Origin of the sequence: Acinetobacter sp. SFB (assembly GCF_001647545.1) — a bacterium.
Lineage (GTDB): Bacteria > Pseudomonadota > Gammaproteobacteria > Pseudomonadales > Moraxellaceae > Acinetobacter.
In genome coordinates this window covers 267,274-288,475 of sequence record NZ_LSZH01000011.1, presented here as the reverse complement: position 1 = coordinate 288,475, position 21,202 = coordinate 267,274, and the positions used below count along the sequence as shown (strand labels likewise).

Here is a 21,202-nt window from a genome sequence, read left to right as displayed (position 1 = left end):
CTGAACTCCTAATTATTTTGTATTTGCAAAAGCCTGAGCTATTTTATAGAAAGACTCTGCATTTAAAGATGCACCGCCAACCAGCGCACCATTAATATCTGGACAGGCGGCCAACTCTACTGCATTTTCAGCTTTAACACTACCGCCATACAAAATGGCGATGCTTGAACCGAAGGATGTGATTTGAGTTAAACCTTCACGAATTTTGCCATGCATACCCTGTGCATCTTCGGGTGAAGCAGTTTTACCGGTGCCAATTGCCCAAATCGGTTCATAGGCAATTACAATTTTTTGCCACTGTTCCGCTTGAACAACCGCAGAAATATCACAGATTTGTTGTAATACCACCTGCTCTGCTTGACCATTTTCACGTTGTTCCAGGCTTTCACCTACACAATAAATAATGGTTAAGCCTGCATTTAAAGCATTTTTAACTTTTTCATTGAGGATTTGCGCAGTTTCACCAAAAATTTCACGGCGCTCTGAATGACCGATCAGCACAAAATCAATTTGATGATCTTTCAGCAGTTCAGCACTTACTTCACCAGTATATGCCCCCGTACCCGCAATGCGCGAAACATTCTGCGCAACGGTATAAACAGGTCTAACCGAACTGGCTAATTCTTGCTGAACACTTGCCAAAGCTAGCATCGTAGGCGCAACACCTAAATGACAATTTTCTTCTTTAATTTCATTATTTTGCAATAATTCTTTAAAGTCATTTAACAGCGCTTTGGCGTCTGCCTGCATTGGGTTCATTTTCCAATTGCCAACAACCCAAGGAGTAATAGCCGAACCCGACATACAGTAACCTATTAAAAACAATTCATTTAACCGCGCACATTCTACACGGAATTCAGCATTTTTTAGAAAATTTTCACAGGGCTTTTTTAAGCCATTCTTATTTTTTTTGCAACGCCTCATTACCTTCTTAAAATAAACTTCGGCATGGAATTACGACTGGTTCAAAGTTTTATCTGATATTAAGTAGATGACAACATATTCAGATATGGTATTTTTATACAACAAAAGTATAATTTAAAGATACCAATTATAAACAAATTGATTGAGCAGGCATATTAAAGCATGGCAGCATTACAAGGTTCACCAAGATTTACTGGTTTTATTCGCCGTTTGGTTGAAGATGGCTTAGTTTCTGCGGAAAACATGCAGAATGCAGTATTAAGTGCAAAAAAAGCCAATCAAGATATTGTTCCTTTTCTCATTGATCAATTAAAAATTTCGTCCCTCGATATTGCAGAAAAAATTTCTCAAGAGTTTGGGGAACCGCTGTTCGACCTCAGTGTTTATGATTCGGCACAAATTATCCGTGAAGGAATCGATGAAAAACTGATTAGCAAACATCGTGTATTGCCTATTTTTAAACGTGGCAATTTACTCTATGTCGCCACCAGCAATCCAACCAATATGGATGCTATGGATGCGATCCGCTTCAGTAGTAAAATGAATATTGAAGCGGTAATTGTTGAACATCAAAAACTAATAAAACTGATTGAACAAAACTTTACCGAAGCCGATAGCTTTGAATTTTCTGATGATGATATTGATTTAAATCTAGAACAAGAAGATCTCAGTCAAAAAGATGATGAAGATGATACTCAGCAGGCTGATGAAGCACCGATTGTTAAATACATTAACAAATTACTGATTGATGCCATTCGTATGGGTGCGTCAGACTTGCATTTTGAACCTTATGAAAAAAGTTATCGGGTTCGTTATCGTATTGATGGTGTATTACGTCACATTGCGACTCCACCCTTGCAATTGTCCACACGTTTAGCGTCGCGTTTAAAAGTGATGTCCCAAATGGACATTTCAGAAAAGCGTTTACCCCAAGATGGACGGATTAAACTCAAACTTTCAAAAAGTAAAGCTATCGACTTCCGTGTCAACTCCTTACCCACCTTGTTTGGTGAAAAATTAGTACTGCGTATTCTGGATCCATCCAGTGCCATGTTGGGTATTGATGCATTGGGCTATGAACCTGAGCAAAAAGAGTTATTCATGCAGGCGCTGGACAAACCGCAAGGCATGCTGCTGATTACAGGGCCGACAGGTTCGGGTAAAACCGTTTCTTTATATACGGGTTTGAATATTCTCAATCGTGAAGATACCAATATCTCAACCGCCGAAGATCCGGTGGAAATTAACTTGGAAGGCGTTAATCAGGTCAATGTGAATGCGAAAGTCGGCTTAACCTTCTCTGTTGCTCTGAAGTCATTCCTGCGTCAGGATCCTGATATTGTCATGGTCGGTGAGATTCGAGATTTAGAAACGGCAGAAATTGCCGTTAAAGCGGCCCAGACCGGGCATATGGTGATGTCGACACTCCATACCAACAGTGCGCCGGAAACATTGACGCGCTTAAGGAACATGGGCGTACCTTCTTTTAATATTGCCACCTCGGTAAACTTGGTGATTGCACAACGTTTAGCGCGACGTTTATGTCCACAATGCAAAATTCCTGCTGATGTTCCAGAACCAAGTTTATTGGAAATGGGATTTAAAGAACAAGATCTTAAACATCCAGACTTTAAAGTTTATCAACCTGTTGGCTGTTCAGAATGTCGTGAAGGCTATAAGGGTCGTGTCGGTATTTATGAAGTAATGAAAGTAACACCTGAAATTTCGAAAATTATTATGGAAGATGGCAATGCACTTGAAATTGCTGCAGCATCTTTAAAATCGGGGTTTAATAATTTACGTCGTTCAGGATTAATCAAGGTCATGCAGGGGGTGACTTCTCTTCAAGAAGTTAATCGTGTGACCAGCGAATAGATTAAGCATTTAAAAATAAGGATAAATTCATGGCTGTCAAAAAAGCAAAGATGATGCCAACCTTCAGTTATGAAGGGGTTGATCGTAAAGGGGAAAAACTTAAAGGAGAATTACCTGCACGTAACATGGCACTTGCCAAAGTGACCTTACGCAAGCAAGGAATTACCATTAAGACGATTCGGGAAAAGAGAAAAAATATTCTCGAAGGCTTAATGAAAAAAAAGGTATCTACACTTGATATCACTATTTTCACACGCCAACTCGCCACCATGATGAAAGCGGGTGTACCGCTGGTACAAAGCTTTGAAATTGTGGCTGAAGGACTAGAAAACCCCTCTATGCGTGAAGTAGTCTTAGGTATTAAAGGTGAAGTCGAAGGCGGAAATACCTTTGCTGGTGCTCTTAAAAAGTACCCTCAATACTTTGACAATCTTTTTTGCTCACTGGTTGAATCAGGGGAACAGTCTGGTGCCTTGGAAACCATGCTTGACCGAGTTGCCATCTATAAAGAAAAAAGTGAACTTTTAAAGCAAAAAATTAAAAAGGCCATGAAATATCCTATGGCTGTTATTGTCGTTGCACTTGTGGTGACAATTATTTTGATGGTGAAAGTCGTTCCTGTCTTTCAGGATTTGTTTAGCTCCTTTGGTGCAGATTTACCGGCATTTACTAAAATGGTGGTAAATATGTCGGAATGGATGCAGAAATACTGGTTTGTGCTGATTATTGTCATTGGTGCCATTATTGCCGGTTTTATGGAAGCGAAAAAACGCAGTAAAAAATTCCGTGATTTCCTCGATAAAGCAGCGCTCAAAGCCCCTATTTTTGGTGATCTGGTTTATAAAGCCATTATCGCGCGTTTCAGCCGAACTTTAGCGACTACGTTTGCTGCCGGTGTACCCCTGATTGATGCTTTAGAGTCGACCGCTGGTGCAACCAACAACTGTGTCTATGAAGAAGCCGTGATGAAAATTCGCGATGATGTCGCCACAGGTCAACAGCTACAATTTGCCATGCGTGTTACCAACAAATTCCCCTCCATGGCCGTGCAAATGGTTGCGATTGGTGAAGAATCAGGTGCGCTGGACAGCATGCTGGATAAGGTAGCGACCCATTTTGAAAATGAAGTCGACAATGCGGTCGACGGCCTAACCTCGATGATGGAACCTTTAATTATGGCTGTACTTGGTGTCCTTGTGGGTGGCCTAGTCATTGCCATGTATCTGCCAATTTTCCAAATGGGTTCTGTGGTGTAATGCAAGAATTGATTGATTATTTTATAAACAACCCCACTGCACTTTATTTTGCAGTTGGGCTTTTTAGTCTCTGCATTGGTAGTTTTCTCAATGTCGTCATCTACCGTACACCGAAGATGATGGAGCAAGAATGGCGTAGCGATTGCCAACTGTTTTTGCATCCTGAACAGCCGATCATTGATGAAGCCAAGCTTACCTTAAGTAAACCTGCATCTACGTGTCCTAAATGCCATACTGAAATTCGCTGGTATCAAAATATTCCTGTCCTCAGTTGGCTGGTCTTACGCGGTAAATGTGGTTCATGCCAGAATCCAATCAGTATTCGTTACCCTTTAATTGAGCTACTCACAGCAGCCTGCTCATTGGTGATTGTTGCGGTTTTCGGACCGACCCTACAAATGCTCTTTGGTTTGCTTTTGACTTGGATCCTCATTGCACTGACCTTTATTGATTTTGATACCCAGCTTTTACCTGACCGTTACACCTTAACTTTAGCAGCACTCGGCTTGGGCATTAATAGTTATGCCATCTATACCTCTCCAACCTCGGCAATCTGGGGTTATATTATTGGCTTCCTGTGTCTCTGGATTGTGTATTACCTGTTTAAAATCATTACAGGCAAGGAAGGCATGGGCTATGGAGACTTCAAGTTACTTGCGGCTTTAGGTGCCTGGATGGGTCCTTTAATGCTGCCGTTGATTGTGCTACTTTCATCCATGGTGGGAGCAATCATTGGCATTATTCTGCTGAAAATACGTAAAGAAAACCAGCCTTTTGCTTTCGGTCCTTATATTGCCATTGCGGGTTGGATAGCCTTTATTTGGGGCGAGCAGATTATGAAAGTCTATTTAGGACAATAATTTAGGTGAGTAAATGACTTTTATCTTGGGTTTAACAGGTGGGATTGGCAGCGGAAAATCTGCCGCAAGTACATGGTTTGAAGCCCAAGGCATCACTGTTGTTGATGCAGACCTAGTGGCACGTGAGATTGTCGAAAAAGGACAACCTGCGTTACAACAAATTCATGCTGCATTTGGGGATTGGGTTCTGTTAGACAATGGAGAACTGAATCGCCGTGCTTTACGTGACCATATTTTTAAAGATCCGAACGCACGTAAATTACTGGAAAGCATCACCCACCCTGCTATTCGTCAATCCATTATTCAACAACTGCATACCGCAACCAGTCCCTATGCCATTCTGGTTTCTCCCCTGCTGTTTGAAACCAATCAACATGAATTAACTGACTATACCTTACTCATTGATGCAACTGAAGATTTACAAATTCAGCGCGCCAGCCAACGTGATGGCCAATCCATTGAACAGATTCAGAAAATTATTCAGGCACAAATGCCACGTCAGCAGAAACAAAGCCTGGCCGATGATATCGTGCTGAATGACGGACATCTTGACCATTTATATAGCCATTTAAAACCGCTGCATCATGCTTATTTAGAGCGTAGCAAGCAAAAAAAAGCAGCCGATTAAGACTGCTTTTTTTGTTGATCCAGTTGCTGCTGCAAACTGTCTTTATGCATAAGCCAGCGCCACGGTTGCAAAGCACCAATCGCCATACCGATTAAGCCACACATAATCGCCAGACTTAAAGGTTCACCTAATAGCGGCACAGCTAGAATGGCTGCCATAAAAGGAGCCAAAGTCACGATACTGCCGGTCTTGAAAGCACCTAAGCGTTTAATGGCTTCGACATAAGTCAGTGTCGCTACAATCACCACAAAAATACCGTGAAAAATGACCTGCATCAATAAATGGAGCGGCTCAGGTTCGGTTAAATTCTTTGGTAAAAATAGTAAATAAACCGGCACATAAATGATCGCTGACCAGATGGCGACCCCGGCCATAGAATGCCATGCCGAAAGTTTCCATTGACGCAGTAATACGGTAAACACACCCCACCAGATGGCACTTAATAAAAACAGCATGTCGCCAAAACCAAAAGCCACGCCTGTTTCCTGATACATCAAAAAGCTCATTGCACTGATGGCAGCGAGCATAATAATCAGGCTAATCCAGGTATGTTTATCAAAAGGCTGTTTAAACAGGAAAAATCCGGCAAGCGCTGTACACAAAGGAATGCAGCCATTTAAAAAAATAGCTGCATGGGCGGCGGGTACATAATGAAATGCACTATAGGAGGTCAGACAGTATCCCACCCCGCCAATCATCGCCAAAAGAAAAGGTTCTTTTTTGCATAAAAAGGCCAGGTCTTTTTTATAGATCAAGATCGGCATTAAAATACAAAAGGCCAGAGCAAAACGTAATGCCGTGATATCCCAGGCGCTGATCCCCCACTGAGCATTTAAGCGGGACGTAATGGTAAATCCCCCCCAGATACACATGGTAATAGCGACATAGAGATAACCTTGAGACCGGGGAGACATAACCAACAACTTTTAAATTTAGATAATAAAACTACACATTACGTTGACGGCAAGCTTCATATAAAGCCATACCGGTTGCCACACTGACATTTAAACTTTGCAAGTTTCCTGCCATAGGAATGTAAACCGTTTGATCACACTGTGACTGGGTAATTGGACGTAGACCTGTATCTTCAGCGCCCATCACCAGACAGATACCTGTTCCGGTAAAGTCAAACTGCTGCACCGGTAATGCTTTTTCATCCAGCATGGTACCGACAACACGTACATTGAATTCATCTTTGATGTTACTCAAGGTACGTGCAAGATTGGTCACTTGAATAAACTTGACTTTTTCTGCACCGCCTGCAGCAACTTTACGTGCTGTCGGAGTTAAGCTTGCAGAACGATCACGCGATACAATTACCGCTTCAACACCCATTGCCGCTGCGGTACGAATACACGCACCCAAGTTATGTGGGTCAGTGACCTGGTCTAAAGCCAACAACAAGGCTTGAGGATTTTGTTTCAGCAAATCATCCAGATCTTGCTCATTCAGGGTTGGATGAGGACGAACAGCGGCAACTACCCCCTGATGAAAAGGCTGACCTGCCAATTTTTCCAGTTTTTCACGACTGGCTTGTTGCACACTGATACCAAAAGGATCAGCCAAAGCCAAGACGTTTTTTAAACGCTGATCGTCACGACCTTTTAGCGTAAATAAAGTAAGTACACGCTCTGGCTCAAGCTCAAGTAATGACTCCACTGAGTGAACGCCATAGAAATATTCGGTTTTTGCCATGAACGGCCTCTAAAATGTATTTATACAAGGTAAAAAAGAAAAATCCTGCAAAGCTGACTTTACAGGATTGATGCTTAAATCTAGTTTAACTGATTCAGGCTAAAATTTCTTTGCCTTAGTCCGACTTATGTTTAGCCTTCTAAATGACAAACATAATCCAGCACTTCATCGGTCTCAATTTTAAAACGGCTATTGCCTGGGACATAAAAAGACTGCCCTGCACGGAACAATTCACTCTCGATTTTATCCGCGATTTGGACCCGGCATTCACCTGAAATAATTTCCATACGTTCAGGCACATGCGTTTCAAAAGTCAGTGCCTGTTCAGTTGGTAAAATTACCCCTAGTGTCTTTTTTGTGCCATCTTCGAATTGCACGGTATGACTAATACATGAACCGCCGAAGTAAACATTCGATTTTTTGATAACAGAAACATGATCAAACTGATTTGACATGCGTATTCTCCAGATAATGCGCATTTATAATTTTTGATTGATGTAGTTTAAAGAGCTGCATGCCACTAATCAATCGGTGTTTCATACGGCTAAATCAATATTTTACAAATTGTTGCAGTTCTTGTTCTGCATCAATCAGCGCAAGATTTAGCACGAGTTTGCGAGAGTCTAAATCAAGCTTAGCATAAGCACAAATAAGTTTTTGTATTGTATCGACTAAAGGTTTATTCGCAGCCCCAATAAGCAATTTTTGTAGCAAAATAATCAACCTCAACCGAGTAACTTTCTATCGGTCTAAAGCCAAGCGGGCTGACTCAATTTGCTATTTAAAGCCCGCCCCAAGATACCCTCTCAAAAATATCGATCCAAGATGGGTACCCGCAGCAATTGAGTCATTTTTGTATGATCGTGAAACTTGTTTTCAATCAGATGAAAAATATCGCCGCTGAACAATATTTCTGAAATGAACTGGATACACTGATCTAAATCACGCAGAGTATTTGAGCATAACTCACATAAGTTGATCTGTGTAATTCCTATTCTGGCAGGCTTGGCGACATGTTCACGAATAGCGGATTAATAGTGAATTCAATTGCAGCAGATGTTGTTTTTATAGGGTATCTTCGGTAAAAGGTATTTTCATTATAAATATCGGGTAAAATAGTGATGTTTAACGTCATCTTAAAAATAAAGCTGGCTTGTGACCAAAACAAAATTTCACTATCTTAGATTAAAACTTTTCGCAGCCCGGATGCGTTTATGCTGACACACTTAACTCTGATCAACTTTGCTTTAGCCGATCATTTAGCCATTGATATTGAACCAGGTTTCAATGTTCTAACCGGTGAGACAGGTGCGGGTAAATCTTTATTACTGGATGCCCTGTCTGCCTGTTTGGGTGAACGCACCGATACCAATTATGTCCGTTTTGGCGCCGACAAAGCCGATGTCACTGCTGTTTTTAGTTATAAAGAACAAAGTCCCGAAGCTGAATGGCTTAAAGCACATGAGCTGGATGATGAATCTGGCGAAATCCATTTAAGACGGGTGATTTTTGCGACGGGTCGCAGTAAAGCCTGGATTAACGGTCGCCCAAGCAGTTTGGCTGAACTGAAAGAAATTGGTCGTTTACTGGTGCAGCTATATAGTCAGCATAGTCAGCAACAATTGCTGGAACATCCTTATCCCAAGCACTGGCTAGACCGTTACAACAACTTTTATCAACCGGCACAAGATGTCCGGGATGCCTACAGCACCTGGCAAAAAGATATTCGCCAGCATCAAGCTGCATTGGATGCACAAGCGACCCGTAAACAACGCATCGAAACCTTGGAATTACAGCTCGAAGAACTCGAAGAAATCACGCAAATTGACTATAAAGAGATTGAGCAAGAGTTCGACCGTTTAAGTCATCATGAACATATCATGCTGGATTGTAGTTATAGTTTAAATGTACTGGATGAAGCGGAACCCAATATCACTCAGGAAGTTTCTTCGATTATTCGCCGCCTCGAAACGCATGCCGGCCGCAGTGAGCAACTCGCGGAAATTTATAACTCATTACTCAATGCGCAAAGTGAACTGGCCGATGCGACGGCAAATTTGCATCTCTTTATTGACCGTCAAAGTTTTGATCCTGAACGCATGGAAGAACTGAATTCACAACTGGAATTCTTTCACCGTTTAGCGCGTAAATACCGTAGCCAGCCTGAAAGCTTGAAAAAAGAATATGAAGCATGGCAGGCTGAACTTGAACAGCTGCATCAGCTGGAAGATCCTGAAACTTTAGCTGAACAAGTGGAATTGTCTCATCAAGACTTTTTAGCCAAAGCCCAACACTTAGATGAGATTCGTCGCGAAGCTGCGACTCCTTTAGCAAAAAAACTCACCGAACAAGTGAAGCAACTGGCGTTGCCGGAAGCTTATTTTGAATTCAAGTTTGAACCGCTGGAACAGGCGTCATCAGAAGGCCTCAGCTTTATTCAGCTGATGTTTACTGCCAATAAAGGTATTCCGGCACAGCCCTTGGCACGTGTCGCATCCGGTGGTGAACTGTCACGTATTGCTTTAGTCATGCAAGTGATGAATGCGGAAAAGACCGAGTCCGAAGTCTTAGTCTTTGATGAAATTGATGTCGGCATCAGTGGCGGTACGGCAGAAATGGTGGGACGCTTGTTGGCAGGTTTAGCCCAACATGTACAGATTTTATGTATCACCCATCAAGCTCAGGTTGCTGCACAATCCGATCAACACCTGCTGGTAAAGAAGCGCCAAACGGATCCTGCAAGCAGCACCATTATTGACCTGAATGAAGAACAACGTATTGATGAACTGGCGCGTATGACCGGTGGGGTAGAAATTAACGACACAACCCTGCAACATGCCAAGCAATTACGTCAACTTAAGTTTCATCAGGTATAATTTTGTAGGGTAACTCCCATAAAATTATCGGCGAAACTCAATTAGTTAAGTAAGTTACGCATAAAAGCATTATTATTAATTTAATCAGATTTTTCTGATTTTAAGGAGGAAATGGCTTAGATGACTAAACAATATCTAACACATCGCTGTCTGATTGCACCTCCTGATTCAGCCGATGATTTTTTTGCCAGTACGGTCATTTATTTGGTCCGACATGATGAAGATGGTGCTCAAGGCATTATCCTTAACCGCCCTTCCGGTCTTTCAATCAAAGAATTACTGAATGATCTGGAAATTGAAGCGGATAATGTCAATCCCCATGAGGTATTAGAGGGTGGACCATTACGCCCGGAAGCAGGCTTTGTACTGCATACCGGTCAGCCGACCTGGCATTCATCCATTGCCGTGGGTGATAATGTCTGTATCACCACATCTAAAGATATCCTAGATGCCATTGCACATAATGAAGGCGTTGGGCGTTATCAAATTGCCTTGGGTTATGCCAGTTGGGGCAAAAACCAGCTTGAAAAAGAACTGGCACGTGGCGACTGGCTCATCTGTGATTCGGATATGGATTTAATTTTCAACTTACCTTACGACGACCGCTGGGATGCTGCCTATAAAAAAATGGGCGTAGACCGCACTTGGCTTTCATCAGAGATCGGACATGCCTGATTTATCACAACCTCAACTGATTATGGCATTCGATTTTGGTACACAAAAAATGGGCATGGCGGTCGGTCAATCACTGATTGAAAGTGCCAATCCGCTTGCCCTGTTTCCGATGAAAGATGGCATTCCGAACTGGGAGGAATTACTGAAAATTGTGAAACAGTATCAGCCTACTTTATTTTTAGTGGGATTGCCGCTCAATATGGATGATAGCGAATCTGAACTTTCGGCACGTTCACGCAAGTTTGCCCGCCGTTTGCGCCATCAAACCAACATTGAAACTTTGATGGTGGATGAACGCTTGACCACCCGTGAAGCGCGTGATGAACTGGGTCATTATCAAGCCCAAGGTCGCGCAAAAAATCTGTCTGCGGACAGTGTTGCAGCGGCACTTTTTATTGAAAGCTGGTATCGCAATCCTGAAGGGCTTAAGCCTTAGTTTTATGAAACATTAATGATGCAAAAAAGCCATTCAACACTGAATGGCTTTTTTATTGAAATGAATAATAAATTTGATTACTTGGCGGGTTTTTCAATATGAATGGTTGCAGTACGTCCAGCGACAAAAGCCAATTCATTTTTCGGCACTTCATCCAGAACAATTTTTACCGGTACGCGCTGTGCCAAACGCACCCAGCTAAAGGTTGGATTCACATTGGCCAACAGTCCAGAGGTCGAGCTACGTTCTCGGTCTTCAATCCCCGATGCAATCCCTTGCACGTGTCCTTTTAACTTTTCAGAATCACCCATCAATTGAATGGTTGCAGGCGCACCGACATAAATTTTATTCAGCTTGGTTTCTTCAAAATAACCGACAATGTATAACTGCTGACGGTTTACGAGTGCGGCAACCGCTTGTCCCACTTTAATATAATTACCTTGTTGCAGTTCAAAATTGGATAAGGTTCCATCCGTAGGTGCAACCACTTCAGAGCGATGCAGATTCAGTTGTGTCAGGTGCAGATTACTGGTCGCCACTTTAATAAGCGCTTTTTGCTGCACGATATGGGCTTTGGCCTGTGCAATAGCTGCAAGCATTTGTTCATGTTCTGCATGCGATTGATCACGCGTTGCAAACATCTGCTCTTGTTCTTGCTTTGAAATCGCGCCATCCATTAAATTGGAATAGCGGTTGGCATTTTTATCTGCCCAGTTAATATTGGCTTCCGACTCCACCACGTTGGCTTGAGCCTGGGCCAATTCTGCTTCAGCTGCAGCTAAACCCGCTTTGGCCTTGGCCAAATCAGATTTGGCTTGCTCGACATCAATGGCTTGACGGGCGACATCAATTTTAAACAGCACCTGCCCTTTTTTAACGCTTTGGTTATCTTGTACCAAGACGTCAGTCACCAGACCCGATACATCCGAAGACACCTGAATTACATCGCCACGTACACGACCATCACGCGTCCACGGTTCGGAATTGTAATAGTTCCAGATATGGATAATGGCGAAAATCGCGATCAGTACCACTACCAGCAAAACAATCGGTCGGATTATTTTGCGTAGATCAAAGGATGTCATTTCAGGTTTACCTCATTCATTTCAATTTGGGAAGTAGTGGTGTTCATCTTAGATGGCACACATAATAAAGAGCCAATGCACCAGAAAAAGCAGCACGACATACAGGCACAAATTAAATATGCTCGGCCATACAATCCAGCCCTGATCAACCAGTCGATCTGTTCCAAGCATCACGATTTTAAGCAGCACATAAGCAAGCATGCTTTGGATTAAAAGGATCGGGACATAAACCCCATACAGATTAAGTTCGCCCATGCTTAGCTCCCTGCCAAAATTTTCTGTTCATTCATATTTACGGTGTTTTGATGACATAGACTGCTGCAGATATTGTTGAGTGAAATTTTCAGGCGCTGGGCAACATCCGGATTTTCGACTTCATCGGTTACAGACTGAACCATCGCAATACTGTGCAATAAATTTTGTAAAATATCGGCATGTGGTCGCTGCATTTCTTTGGCGCGGAAATAGTCATCTAGCGACTGCTGCAACTCTTCAATCGAAGAAACAATAGATTCTTGCTCGGGCAGTTTGTCGATCAGCTCCTGCAGTCGCGCCAGGTCAATTACTGCACTGGTTTCGATCAATGCCAAATTAATATCTTTTTTTAAACTTTGTGACTCAATAGCAGCTTTACTGTTGAGCACTCCAATTCGATCCAGCATACTACGCAAATGCCGTTTAAACTCGGCACCATAAGGCAGATACAAGGCCTTTCGGACTGCCTTATAATGCAAAGCCAAAATGCGCTGTACGGTAATATCGGGGGACATCGCACGAACCAGGTGAATCACATAAACCGAAATTATCGGACCAATCAGCGAACCAATCGATGCATCAAAAAATGTAATTTGATTGAGCGAATACCTGTTCTGAAAATTCAGCCCCATCACCGCTCCCATCAGTAAAGGTAGGCCCAGTCCGGTTAAAGGTGGATGCGGAAATAGCATCAGACAAAATATGATGAATGGCGCAAGAACCAACCCCAGTTCCCAAAAGGTGGTGACATGCGGGAAAATCCCGTAGGCATAGATAAAGACCACCACGATCGCATAAATATTGCCACGGATAAACATTTTCAATGCCGGTACCGGATTATCCATGGCCGTTAAAATACAGGCAGTGATTGCAGCCATTTCTGCCAACATGAATCCTGCTTTCCAGCCACTTAAAATCCAGAAAGCAGTGGCAATCAGAATAATAATGAATGCTGAAATGCCGCCACGTATGGCCATGCCATGATCTCGATGTAAACTCGGATAGATGGTGCTTAAAGGACTCATACTTTCAGGCAAGGAATCATCGCCTTGCTGAATGCGCTGCCAAATCAGTTTCACTGCACGAACATTCTGAATAAAATGCCGGATATCCATCTTCAAGCTATTTAAAATGACCCCCTGTTCAGGTCGCGCCGAGGTCACCAAGACCTCAAAATCAGCTTCATACTGACTGGGCAAAAGATTCAGTTCTTGTGGCTTGATCTCATGCTCATCTTTTAAAAATTCTGCAATATGCGCATGTACATCTTTCAGCTTGGTACGATAGCTCATATCAATTTGGTCGAGCTGTTTCATGCGTTCCGACATTGCCACCAGATTTGCCACCAATACGGTTAATTGATGCAGCATTTCCTGAAGCGGCTTGGTCATCCCCCGAAGGCTGGATTTCTCATACGATAAATGTACCGCCATGGTATGGATATCGGAGGTATCCCGGGTAATATTGCCAAGTAACTGGTTGTAATGGTGCAGTTGTTTTTGATCTAGCAAGATCTGGTCAAATAATGCGTTGGTATCCTGAATGGTTTTTGAAACTCGGGTTTCTACAGCCGGTCCGATATTTAGCGGAAAAATAGTCGTGGTGACAATGGCACTGCAGACTACCCCAACGGTGATTTCCAGAAAACGTCCGATCGCCATATCGAAGATAGATACCGTATCGGCATAATAAACAATGTTGTAGCAAATAATGACCGTGGTATAACCTGCCAGCATAGAAACATAACTGCGCGGGGTTCGATCCAGCAATGAAATATACAGGCAGAATCCCACCCAAACTGCCAAGAAAAAGGTAAATAACCACGGCGTATTTATCAAAAATGGGGTGACTGCAATTGAGACGATAGCTCCTAGCAAGGTTCCCAAAACCCGATAAATACTTTTTGACGAGGTCATGCCTGAGTAGGGGTTGGCAATAACAAAGACCGTACCAACCGCCCAAATCGGATAAGCCAGATTCAAAGAAAATGCAACATAAAGTGCCAACATACCTGCCACAAAAGTTTTAGTCGCAAAAATCCAATCCATTTTGTTTGGACGAAATGCGAGTAATTGTTTGGTCAGCAGCATTGGCTTATCTCAGATTAAGGTTTAACGCTTCACTACAGTGATTTTTTAACGACGACTAAAGTGCACGATCTACCTTTAAGGTACATCGTGTAAAAAATAGACATGTATAAATATGTCATCAGAAATGATCGTCATTCAAAATGAATGGAGAAATTTTCGCATCTTATTATTTATGCGAAATAAAATAGAAAAACAGATAACCAATAAGGCTAAAGATTCATCATTAGATATTTGTTCTGGCTATTTTTTCAATAAACCAACAAAAAGTCAATAATAATATCCTTTTATGATAATACTCATTAAATTAAAAGAGTATCTTTTACTCAGTGTTATTAAATTTCTCATGCTGGAAATAAAATATTTTTAAATGCTGACAAATACAGCATTGTCGCAACAAAAGCTCTCCTCTGGCTAATTTTTTGTTATAAAGTAATGCATGTTACTTTCTCTTTTTATATGCTTTGACCAAGCAGGTATTTATGGCAATTTCTAGTTTTGGTAAGATTCTCACCGTTTTGGATCTGTTTTCGGTGTCTCGCCCTATCATTAATGTCGATATCATTAGTGAAGAATTAGGACTGTCTAAACCCACCAGTTACCGGTATTTGAAAGAACTGGTATCCTCAGAATTATTACAGCGCCTAAGTGGTACTTCCGGTGACTATACGCTGGGTTCTAAGATTGCAGTACTGGACTATATTTCTCGTACCACAGATCCGTTGGTGCAAATTAGTATTCCGTTTATGCAGCAAATTGTGGAACGTACTGAATTCGGCTGTCTGCTCACGCATTTGAATTACGACTCATGTATCGATATTCATCATGAACTGTATAAAGACATAACTACACTGACGTATGGTCGTGGTAGCCCTCGCCCCATCTATAAGGGTTCTTCTGCCAAAGTGATTCTGGCGCATTTGCCCAAACAGCGCATTTTGGATTATTACCAGCGCTTTGCGCCTGAACTGTCTAAAATCGGATTTGCGCATAGCGAAGAAGAATTTTTGTTACAGATGAAACAGATTAAAAAGCAGGGCTATTATTTTTCCAATGGAGAAGTGGATCCGAATTTTGCCACTCTTTCTATTGCGGTGAAATTTTCCAGCAAGGAACCGCCTTTAGCTTTGACCTTATTAGGCTCTAAAAATCGCTTTGAATTTATTAATTTCGAGAAACTGATTGAAATCTTGCAGGAAAATGCAGCATTGATTGAGAAAAAATTTGCTGAAATATCTAGAGAGAACGAGCTTTAAAATTGTATTAAAATTCAATCAAATATCAATTTATGCAAAATAAAGCCCATCTTAACCATTGTAATATTAAAATTATTCTCATAATATGATTATTGTTCTTCATGTAGCCAATTGTATTCCATGACAATTTGCGCGACATCCTCAGAGAAAAAGCTTGTGCCTATGCATGAGCTTTTTTTTTACCTTTATTTATTTTTAGCCTTTCAAATTTACGCCTTATTCTTTAAAAAAAATAACGGAAGGTCAGATTAATCCTGGGTTCAACTATTCGTGTCGATTTCATTAAGGCGTGCTTCCAGTACTGCTGTGTTTGGCCTCGCATTACAATCAGCTGACCACTATGTAACATTACAGCGACTTTTTCTGCTTTGTGTTTATGCTTAAAACTGAATTTACGCATTGCACCAAAACTTAAAGAAGCAATCACGGTTTCTTGTCCGCTATCGGAAATCAATGTCGCTTCATCATCACTGTGCCAGCCTAAGCCCTGAGTACCCTGCTCATACAGATTCGCCAAACAGGAATTAAAACGATGCCCAACCAATTTTTCAATATGCTGCTTTAAACGAAATAACGCAGGATTCCATATATGTGCCTGCTTTACCGTGCCGGAATAGTGATAGCGATAATTTTCATCGCCATACCAAGCCACTTGGCGCTGGGTGATATGATGCTGTCCAAATAGAAACACCTGATCATGTTGCCAAGCTAAATTGCTTAAAAAATACTGCAAATATTTTTCACTCTGCTCAGGCGTTAAAATCAGCCCATAATCTTCTACAATCCCGTCACAGGGCAAGAGATTGGCTTGAGCTTCAGGTGCAAACAATTCAAAGTTCATGGTCGAAAATACAGAGTCAGGAATAAATGTACGATTCACTTTTATTTTAGCGGATTATTTCTGCTCACAATTCAAAACATTGTATGCGCTTGTGACATCAGAAAATCGGGCTTAAACTGAAATCGAGCTGGACAATAAAAAAATTGCATATGAATTTATGGCACTTATTTCAAAAACTTCGATCTTTTGTTCATCCTTATCGCGTATTGGTCATTGCCACCCTTATTTTAACCCTGATTGGATCGCTCACTGCACAGGTCAATGCACTGACTTTAAGATATGCCGTTGATAATATTAATCGCCTGATTGAAGCAGGTTTAGGACTGTCTGAAGGCTGGCATATCCTGATCACTATCTCTGCTATTTTACTGGGTAAGGAAGTCATCAATGCCTTTGTGCAATTTGGACAAAAATTTTATGGCGAAAAGCTACGAATTTTCGTCTCGCAGGATTTGGCCCAAGGCATCATTGAGAAATTCCTGACCTATCGACTGGCTTTCTTTAATGAAGACAATAACCAGGCCGGTAAATTGCAAACCCGTATTGACCGCGGTATTGGTTCGCTAACGCGTCTGGTGCAAATCTTCTTTATCGATATTTTACCGCTATTTACCAGCGCAATTGTAGCGCTTGGCCTGATGTTCTATGCCAATTTCTATGTCGGCTTGGTGGCTTTAAGTATCGTGCCGATTTATTTTTGGCTGACCTTTAAGCAAGCGCAAAAACTGGGCGGATGGCGACGTAAACTGCGTGATGGACGTGAAAAAAAGAGCCAAGGCATCCTCAGCATTATCAACTCGATTACCGTGATTAAATCCTTTAACCGTGAATCGATTGAATCCGAAAAACAGCTCAAACTACAAAAAGAACTGACCAACAATCAAATGCAGACCCGTCAAACCAGTTTTTTATTTGACGGCTTAAAAACATTTATCGAACAGATTGGTATTGTACTGATCATTATTTTAACGGCTTATTTTGTGCTGGATGGTCAGATGAGTATCGGCATGATTATGTACCATGTGCTGTTATTCAATAACGTCTCCGCCCCGATTCGCTCCTTGCATCGTATTTATGATGAAGTGAATGACGCGATGATTTACTCGGAAAGCTTCTTTAAAATTTTGGAAGCCGATCATGAAATCGAGCCGAGTGGGGCACAAAAACCGGTGATCACTGGCAAGTTCGAACTTAAAAATGTCGAATTTTACTATCCCAATGGCCACCATGCCTTAAAGAATATCAACATGGTGTTTCAACCGAATAAAATCACCGCTTTGGTCGGTTTATCCGGCGCCGGGAAATCGACCTTGATCAGCTTATTGGATAAATTTTATCAGCCCGCGTCTGGCGAGATTCAACTCGATGGCATAAATCTGGAAGACATTGATACCCAATATCTACGCGATCATATTGGTTTGGTGCTGCAAAAAAATCATATTTTCCAAGGGTCTATTTTTGAAAATATTCGCTATGGCAAAACCGATGCCAGTATTGAGGATGTTATGACGGCTGCCAAAAAAGCCTCGATTCATGAACAAATTTTACAGCTTCCGCATGCCTATGATGCTGATGCCTTGATGCTTTCAGGCGGACAACAACAACGCATTGCCCTCGCCCGCATGTTCTTAAAGAATCCGCCGATTATTTTTCTGGATGAACCGACCGCCAGTTTAGATGCGATTGCTTCGGAGCAAATCAAACACAGTCTGGATCAAATCAAGCAAGGGCGAACTGTGATTATGATTTCGCACAGTTTGTCGCAAATCATTGATGCCGATTACACCTATGTGATGAAAGAAGGCTACATTGCCGAACACGGCGAACATGACGCGCTCTATCATCAAGAAGGCGTATATAAAGAAATTTTTGATGCCATGGCCAAGAGTTTAAACATTGAAAAAATTGCCAAAACTTTTGAAGAGTATCCTGAGGAAGAGACGCATAGTTAACCACCTGCTCTCTTTAGAATCTGTGCTTTGAATTTGGTTTTAATGAATCTAATCCTGATAAAAAAGCCTCAATCCAGGTTGAGGCTTTGTTGAGAATTGATTCAGAAATTAGCGTTTTTGAACTTTTTCTTCAATTTCTTCAACACTGGTATGACGCACATCCAAACCTTTGACCATATAAATGACTTGTTCAGAAATATTTCGTGCATGATCACCAATACGCTCTAAAGAACGCAGTACCCATAATACATTGATCACCCGTGAAATATGACGCGGATCTTCAATCATATAGGTCATTAAAGTACGTGTTGCCGATTGATATTCACGGTCAATATCGGCATCGGCAAGTAATACACGCAAAGCTTGATCGACATCTAAACGCGCAAAGGCATCCAAAGCATCATGAATCATGACCCGTACCTGATTGCCAATATGACGGGTTTCCATGTAGCCGCGCGGTGAATTGCCTTCTTCACACAAATTCTGGGCAATCCGTGCAATTTTTGCCGCTTCATCACCAATACGCTCTAAATCGGTATTGGCTTTCGACATGGCTATTACCATACGCAAATCAATGGCAGCCGGATGACGGCGCGCCAAAATCAGGGTTAAGGCTTCATCAATTTCCGTCTCTAAACGATTGACGATATTGTCCTGAAATTGCACATCAATCGCCAGGCTTGCATCGGTGTCCAATAAGGCACGAATACCATTGGCCACTTGTTGTTCCACCAAGCCGCCCATGGTCATAAATTTGGTATTTACATCCTGCAATTCTTCATTAAATTGCGAAGAAATATGGTGATTCAGCACCGGATTATTTGGCAAGGGACTTACTCCACAACAGCGATTTCAGGATGAAAAATTTTGTTCAATATTAAATCATATCTAATATGAACCTTTCATGACAAAAATCCAAATCTTTAGCTGGGTTGCGCGGTGACTTTCTCGATCAGCCAGGCATTCATTTCTTCAATATCTTGTTCGGTTAATTTTCCAACCGAGGCCTTGAGGCGCAGTACATTAATTAAATAATCATATTGTGCATTTAAGTAATCTTGCTTGGCCGAAAAAGCATTTCGTTGCGCCAACAGCACATCGACCAAGGTTTTCAAGCCTTCTTCATATTGCGCCTTGGACGCTCGAGATACCACGTCGGAGGAATCCATGGCCGCTTTACGCGCCTGTAATTTGGCCTGATCGGTTTCCACCTGCATATAGGATTTTTTTACATCGGTATTGGCTTTACGAATTGCGGCATCCAGCTGAGCTTCACTTTTTTTCACATTCACCGCAGCTTTTTGAATGGATTTTTGCGTTCGCCCGCCGTTATACACATTCCAGTTCATCTCCACACCAATCTGATCAAACTGACCGTCACTGGAGATGACATTTTGTGGAGATTGCTTGGCATACCCATAAGTGCCCACCGCCTCAATTTGTGGATATAACGCAGCTTTTTCTACCCGCTTTTGATCTTCTGCATAATGTTGTTGTAGCCGGGCTTGCTGAATCGAAAGATTCTGACTCTGCGCTAAAGCCGTCCAGGCATCCAAGTCAGCAGGATAGGGTTTTTGAAATTGAAAATCGTCTCTGAGTATCGCCAAATTTTCACGATAGGGTCCAATGATTTGTGCCAGCTGCTCTTGGGCCAAAATTAATTGTACGTGAGTAGAAATACGGTTAGCTCTTGCACTTTGATATTGGGCATTGGCTTCACTAACATCACTTTTTGCCACCAGACCTTCGCGCAATTTTGCATTCATCACATTAAGCTGTTCCAACAAGGCTTTTTCTTCTTGTAGATTTGCAGTGGTTAAACTCTGTTGACGTAACACATTAAAATAAGACTCAGAGACATTTAAAATATGTTCCTGACCTTGTAATTTTAAATTGACCTCACTCAAACTCACGGAAGTTTTCACCTGCTTTAAACCTTCCCAAGCATCCCAACGGAAGATCGGTTGCCGTACAGTCATGGCAATTTGTTTGGTGGTTGAGGAAGATGCACTAAATGCGTCCACAGGAAAACCCGGAATACTGGTCTGATTCGCATCTTGACTTTTACGGGTGACATTTCCAGAAACCGTAATGGTGGGAAGCAAGTTTCCTTTCGCAATCCCCAGATTTAATTGATCTGCCTCATACTGCAAAAGATCAGCTTGCCAGTTTGGATCTGTAGTTTTTGCACGTTGATAAGCCTCAACCAAATCCAAAGCATAACTGCATGGACTTACCAGTAAAACACATGCACTGATAACTATTTTTATATTCATTTTTTATGCTAAATCCCTGCACCCTATCAGACCATCTGCAAACATGCATGTTTCTCAGAAAACTATGCAATATTAGAATGATCTCCTTAATTTTCCGTATGATTTTTATTAATTTTTACTATCTACTTATGCTATCTCGATACTTTATAAAATGCCAGTGAATGCTCACACCGCGTAACTAAACTCCTTCACAATACTACACAGAAAAAATCCTTTTCAGCTATA

General features: G+C 41.8%; 19 protein-coding genes. 9 read left to right on the top strand and 10 right to left on the bottom strand.

The features are described from left to right. Nucleotides 1–12: 12 nt before the first annotated feature. Entirely contained in the window at nucleotides 13–804 is a 792-nt protein-coding gene (tpiA, locus tag AY606_RS05880) for a triose-phosphate isomerase (RefSeq protein WP_067866611.1), read from the bottom strand. 282 nt (nucleotides 805–1,086) lie between these two features. Here tpiA and pilB point away from each other — a divergent pair, with 282 nt between their 5' ends. Genes pilB through coaE form a run of 4 tightly spaced genes read left to right on the top strand, consistent with a single transcriptional unit; the run spans nucleotide 1,087 to nucleotide 5,543 of the window. Further along, nucleotides 1,087–2,799: a type IV-A pilus assembly ATPase PilB gene (gene pilB, locus AY606_RS05875; RefSeq protein ID WP_067866119.1), complete on the top strand. Its 1,713-nt coding sequence runs from the start codon at nucleotides 1,087–1,089 to the stop codon at nucleotides 2,797–2,799. 29 nt (nucleotides 2,800–2,828) lie between these two features. Further along, nucleotides 2,829–4,055 carry a type II secretion system F family protein gene (locus AY606_RS05870; RefSeq protein ID WP_067866117.1) on the top strand — a complete coding sequence of 409 codons (1,227 nt, stop codon included), beginning with the start codon at nucleotides 2,829–2,831 and terminating at the stop codon, nucleotides 4,053–4,055. After that, nucleotides 4,055–4,915 carry a prepilin peptidase gene (locus tag AY606_RS16755; RefSeq protein ID WP_067866116.1) on the top strand — a complete coding sequence of 287 codons (861 nt, stop codon included), beginning with the start codon at nucleotides 4,055–4,057 and terminating at the stop codon, nucleotides 4,913–4,915. Before AY606_RS05870 ends, AY606_RS16755 begins: the two co-directional genes overlap by 1 nt. A gap of 13 nt (nucleotides 4,916–4,928) precedes the next feature. After that, nucleotides 4,929–5,543: a dephospho-CoA kinase gene (gene coaE, locus AY606_RS05860; RefSeq protein ID WP_067866114.1), complete on the top strand. Its 615-nt coding sequence runs from the start codon at nucleotides 4,929–4,931 to the stop codon at nucleotides 5,541–5,543. On the opposite strand, the gene AY606_RS05855 is transcribed toward coaE, so the two are convergent. From AY606_RS05855 to ppnP, 3 genes are all read right to left on the bottom strand, one after another. Beyond that, nucleotides 5,540–6,457: a DMT family transporter gene (locus tag AY606_RS05855; RefSeq protein ID WP_081408368.1), complete on the bottom strand. Its 918-nt coding sequence runs from the start codon at nucleotides 6,455–6,457 to the stop codon at nucleotides 5,540–5,542. The genes coaE and AY606_RS05855 overlap by 4 nt on opposite strands. Nucleotides 6,458–6,488: 31 nt before the next feature. Next, nucleotides 6,489–7,238: a 23S rRNA (guanosine(2251)-2'-O)-methyltransferase RlmB gene (gene rlmB, locus AY606_RS05850; protein WP_067866110.1), complete on the bottom strand. Its 750-nt coding sequence runs from the start codon at nucleotides 7,236–7,238 to the stop codon at nucleotides 6,489–6,491. Nucleotides 7,239–7,369: 131 nt separating this feature from the next. Continuing rightward, nucleotides 7,370–7,693, bottom strand: a complete 324-nt coding sequence (gene ppnP / locus AY606_RS05845; protein ID WP_067866108.1) for a pyrimidine/purine nucleoside phosphorylase — start codon at nucleotides 7,691–7,693, stop codon at nucleotides 7,370–7,372. Nucleotides 7,694–8,452: 759 nt separating this feature from the next. Between ppnP and recN the strand changes: the two genes are divergently transcribed. The 3 genes from recN (at nucleotide 8,453) to ruvX (ending at nucleotide 11,225) form a co-directional block, all read left to right on the top strand. Then, complete coding sequence (recN, locus tag AY606_RS05840) at nucleotides 8,453–10,114, top strand: DNA repair protein RecN (RefSeq protein WP_067866106.1); 1,662 nt, start codon at nucleotides 8,453–8,455, stop codon at nucleotides 10,112–10,114. Nucleotides 10,115–10,234: 120 nt separating this feature from the next. Continuing rightward, nucleotides 10,235–10,789 carry a YqgE/AlgH family protein gene (locus AY606_RS05835; protein ID WP_067866104.1) on the top strand — a complete coding sequence of 185 codons (555 nt, stop codon included), beginning with the start codon at nucleotides 10,235–10,237 and terminating at the stop codon, nucleotides 10,787–10,789. After that, nucleotides 10,782–11,225 (top strand): Holliday junction resolvase RuvX, encoded by a 444-nt coding sequence (gene ruvX, locus AY606_RS05830; protein ID WP_067866102.1) that lies wholly within the window; start codon nucleotides 10,782–10,784, stop codon nucleotides 11,223–11,225. Before AY606_RS05835 ends, ruvX begins: the two co-directional genes overlap by 8 nt. A 77-nt stretch (nucleotides 11,226–11,302) precedes the next feature. Here the strand turns inward: ruvX and AY606_RS05825 are convergent, their stop codons facing one another. From AY606_RS05825 to AY606_RS05815, 3 genes are read right to left on the bottom strand one after another with little or no spacing between them, the layout of a single operon-like run. Further along, entirely contained in the window at nucleotides 11,303–12,310 is a 1,008-nt protein-coding gene (locus AY606_RS05825; RefSeq protein WP_067866100.1) for an HlyD family secretion protein, read from the bottom strand. 48 nt (nucleotides 12,311–12,358) lie between these two features. Then, nucleotides 12,359–12,565 carry a DUF1656 domain-containing protein gene (locus tag AY606_RS05820; protein ID WP_067866099.1) on the bottom strand — a complete coding sequence of 69 codons (207 nt, stop codon included), beginning with the start codon at nucleotides 12,563–12,565 and terminating at the stop codon, nucleotides 12,359–12,361. A 2-nt stretch (nucleotides 12,566–12,567) separates the two neighbouring features. Further along, complete coding sequence (locus tag AY606_RS05815) at nucleotides 12,568–14,655, bottom strand: FUSC family protein (protein ID WP_067866096.1); 2,088 nt, start codon at nucleotides 14,653–14,655, stop codon at nucleotides 12,568–12,570. A gap of 479 nt (nucleotides 14,656–15,134) precedes the next feature. On the opposite strand from AY606_RS05815, the gene AY606_RS05810 reads away from it, so the two are divergent. Beyond that, nucleotides 15,135–15,908, top strand: a complete 774-nt coding sequence (locus AY606_RS05810; protein WP_067866093.1) for an IclR family transcriptional regulator — start codon at nucleotides 15,135–15,137, stop codon at nucleotides 15,906–15,908. Nucleotides 15,909–16,131: 223 nt separating this feature from the next. Here the strand turns inward: AY606_RS05810 and AY606_RS05805 are convergent, their stop codons facing one another. Then, nucleotides 16,132–16,749, bottom strand: a complete 618-nt coding sequence (locus tag AY606_RS05805; RefSeq protein ID WP_067866609.1) for an alpha-ketoglutarate-dependent dioxygenase AlkB family protein — start codon at nucleotides 16,747–16,749, stop codon at nucleotides 16,132–16,134. Between the two features lie 149 nt (nucleotides 16,750–16,898). On the opposite strand from AY606_RS05805, the gene AY606_RS05800 reads away from it, so the two are divergent. Further along, nucleotides 16,899–18,701, top strand: a complete 1,803-nt coding sequence (locus AY606_RS05800) for an ABC transporter ATP-binding protein (protein ID WP_067866090.1) — start codon at nucleotides 16,899–16,901, stop codon at nucleotides 18,699–18,701. Nucleotides 18,702–18,809: 108 nt separating this feature from the next. Here the strand turns inward: AY606_RS05800 and phoU are convergent, their stop codons facing one another. Continuing rightward, nucleotides 18,810–19,529, bottom strand: a complete 720-nt coding sequence (gene phoU / locus AY606_RS05795; protein WP_067866087.1) for a phosphate signaling complex protein PhoU — start codon at nucleotides 19,527–19,529, stop codon at nucleotides 18,810–18,812. Nucleotides 19,530–19,624: 95 nt separating this feature from the next. After that, a complete protein-coding gene (gene abuO, locus AY606_RS05790; protein ID WP_067866085.1) occupies nucleotides 19,625–20,977 on the bottom strand; it encodes a multidrug efflux outer membrane protein AbuO in 1,353 nt (450 codons plus the stop codon). Nucleotides 20,978–21,202 lie beyond the last annotated feature (225 nt).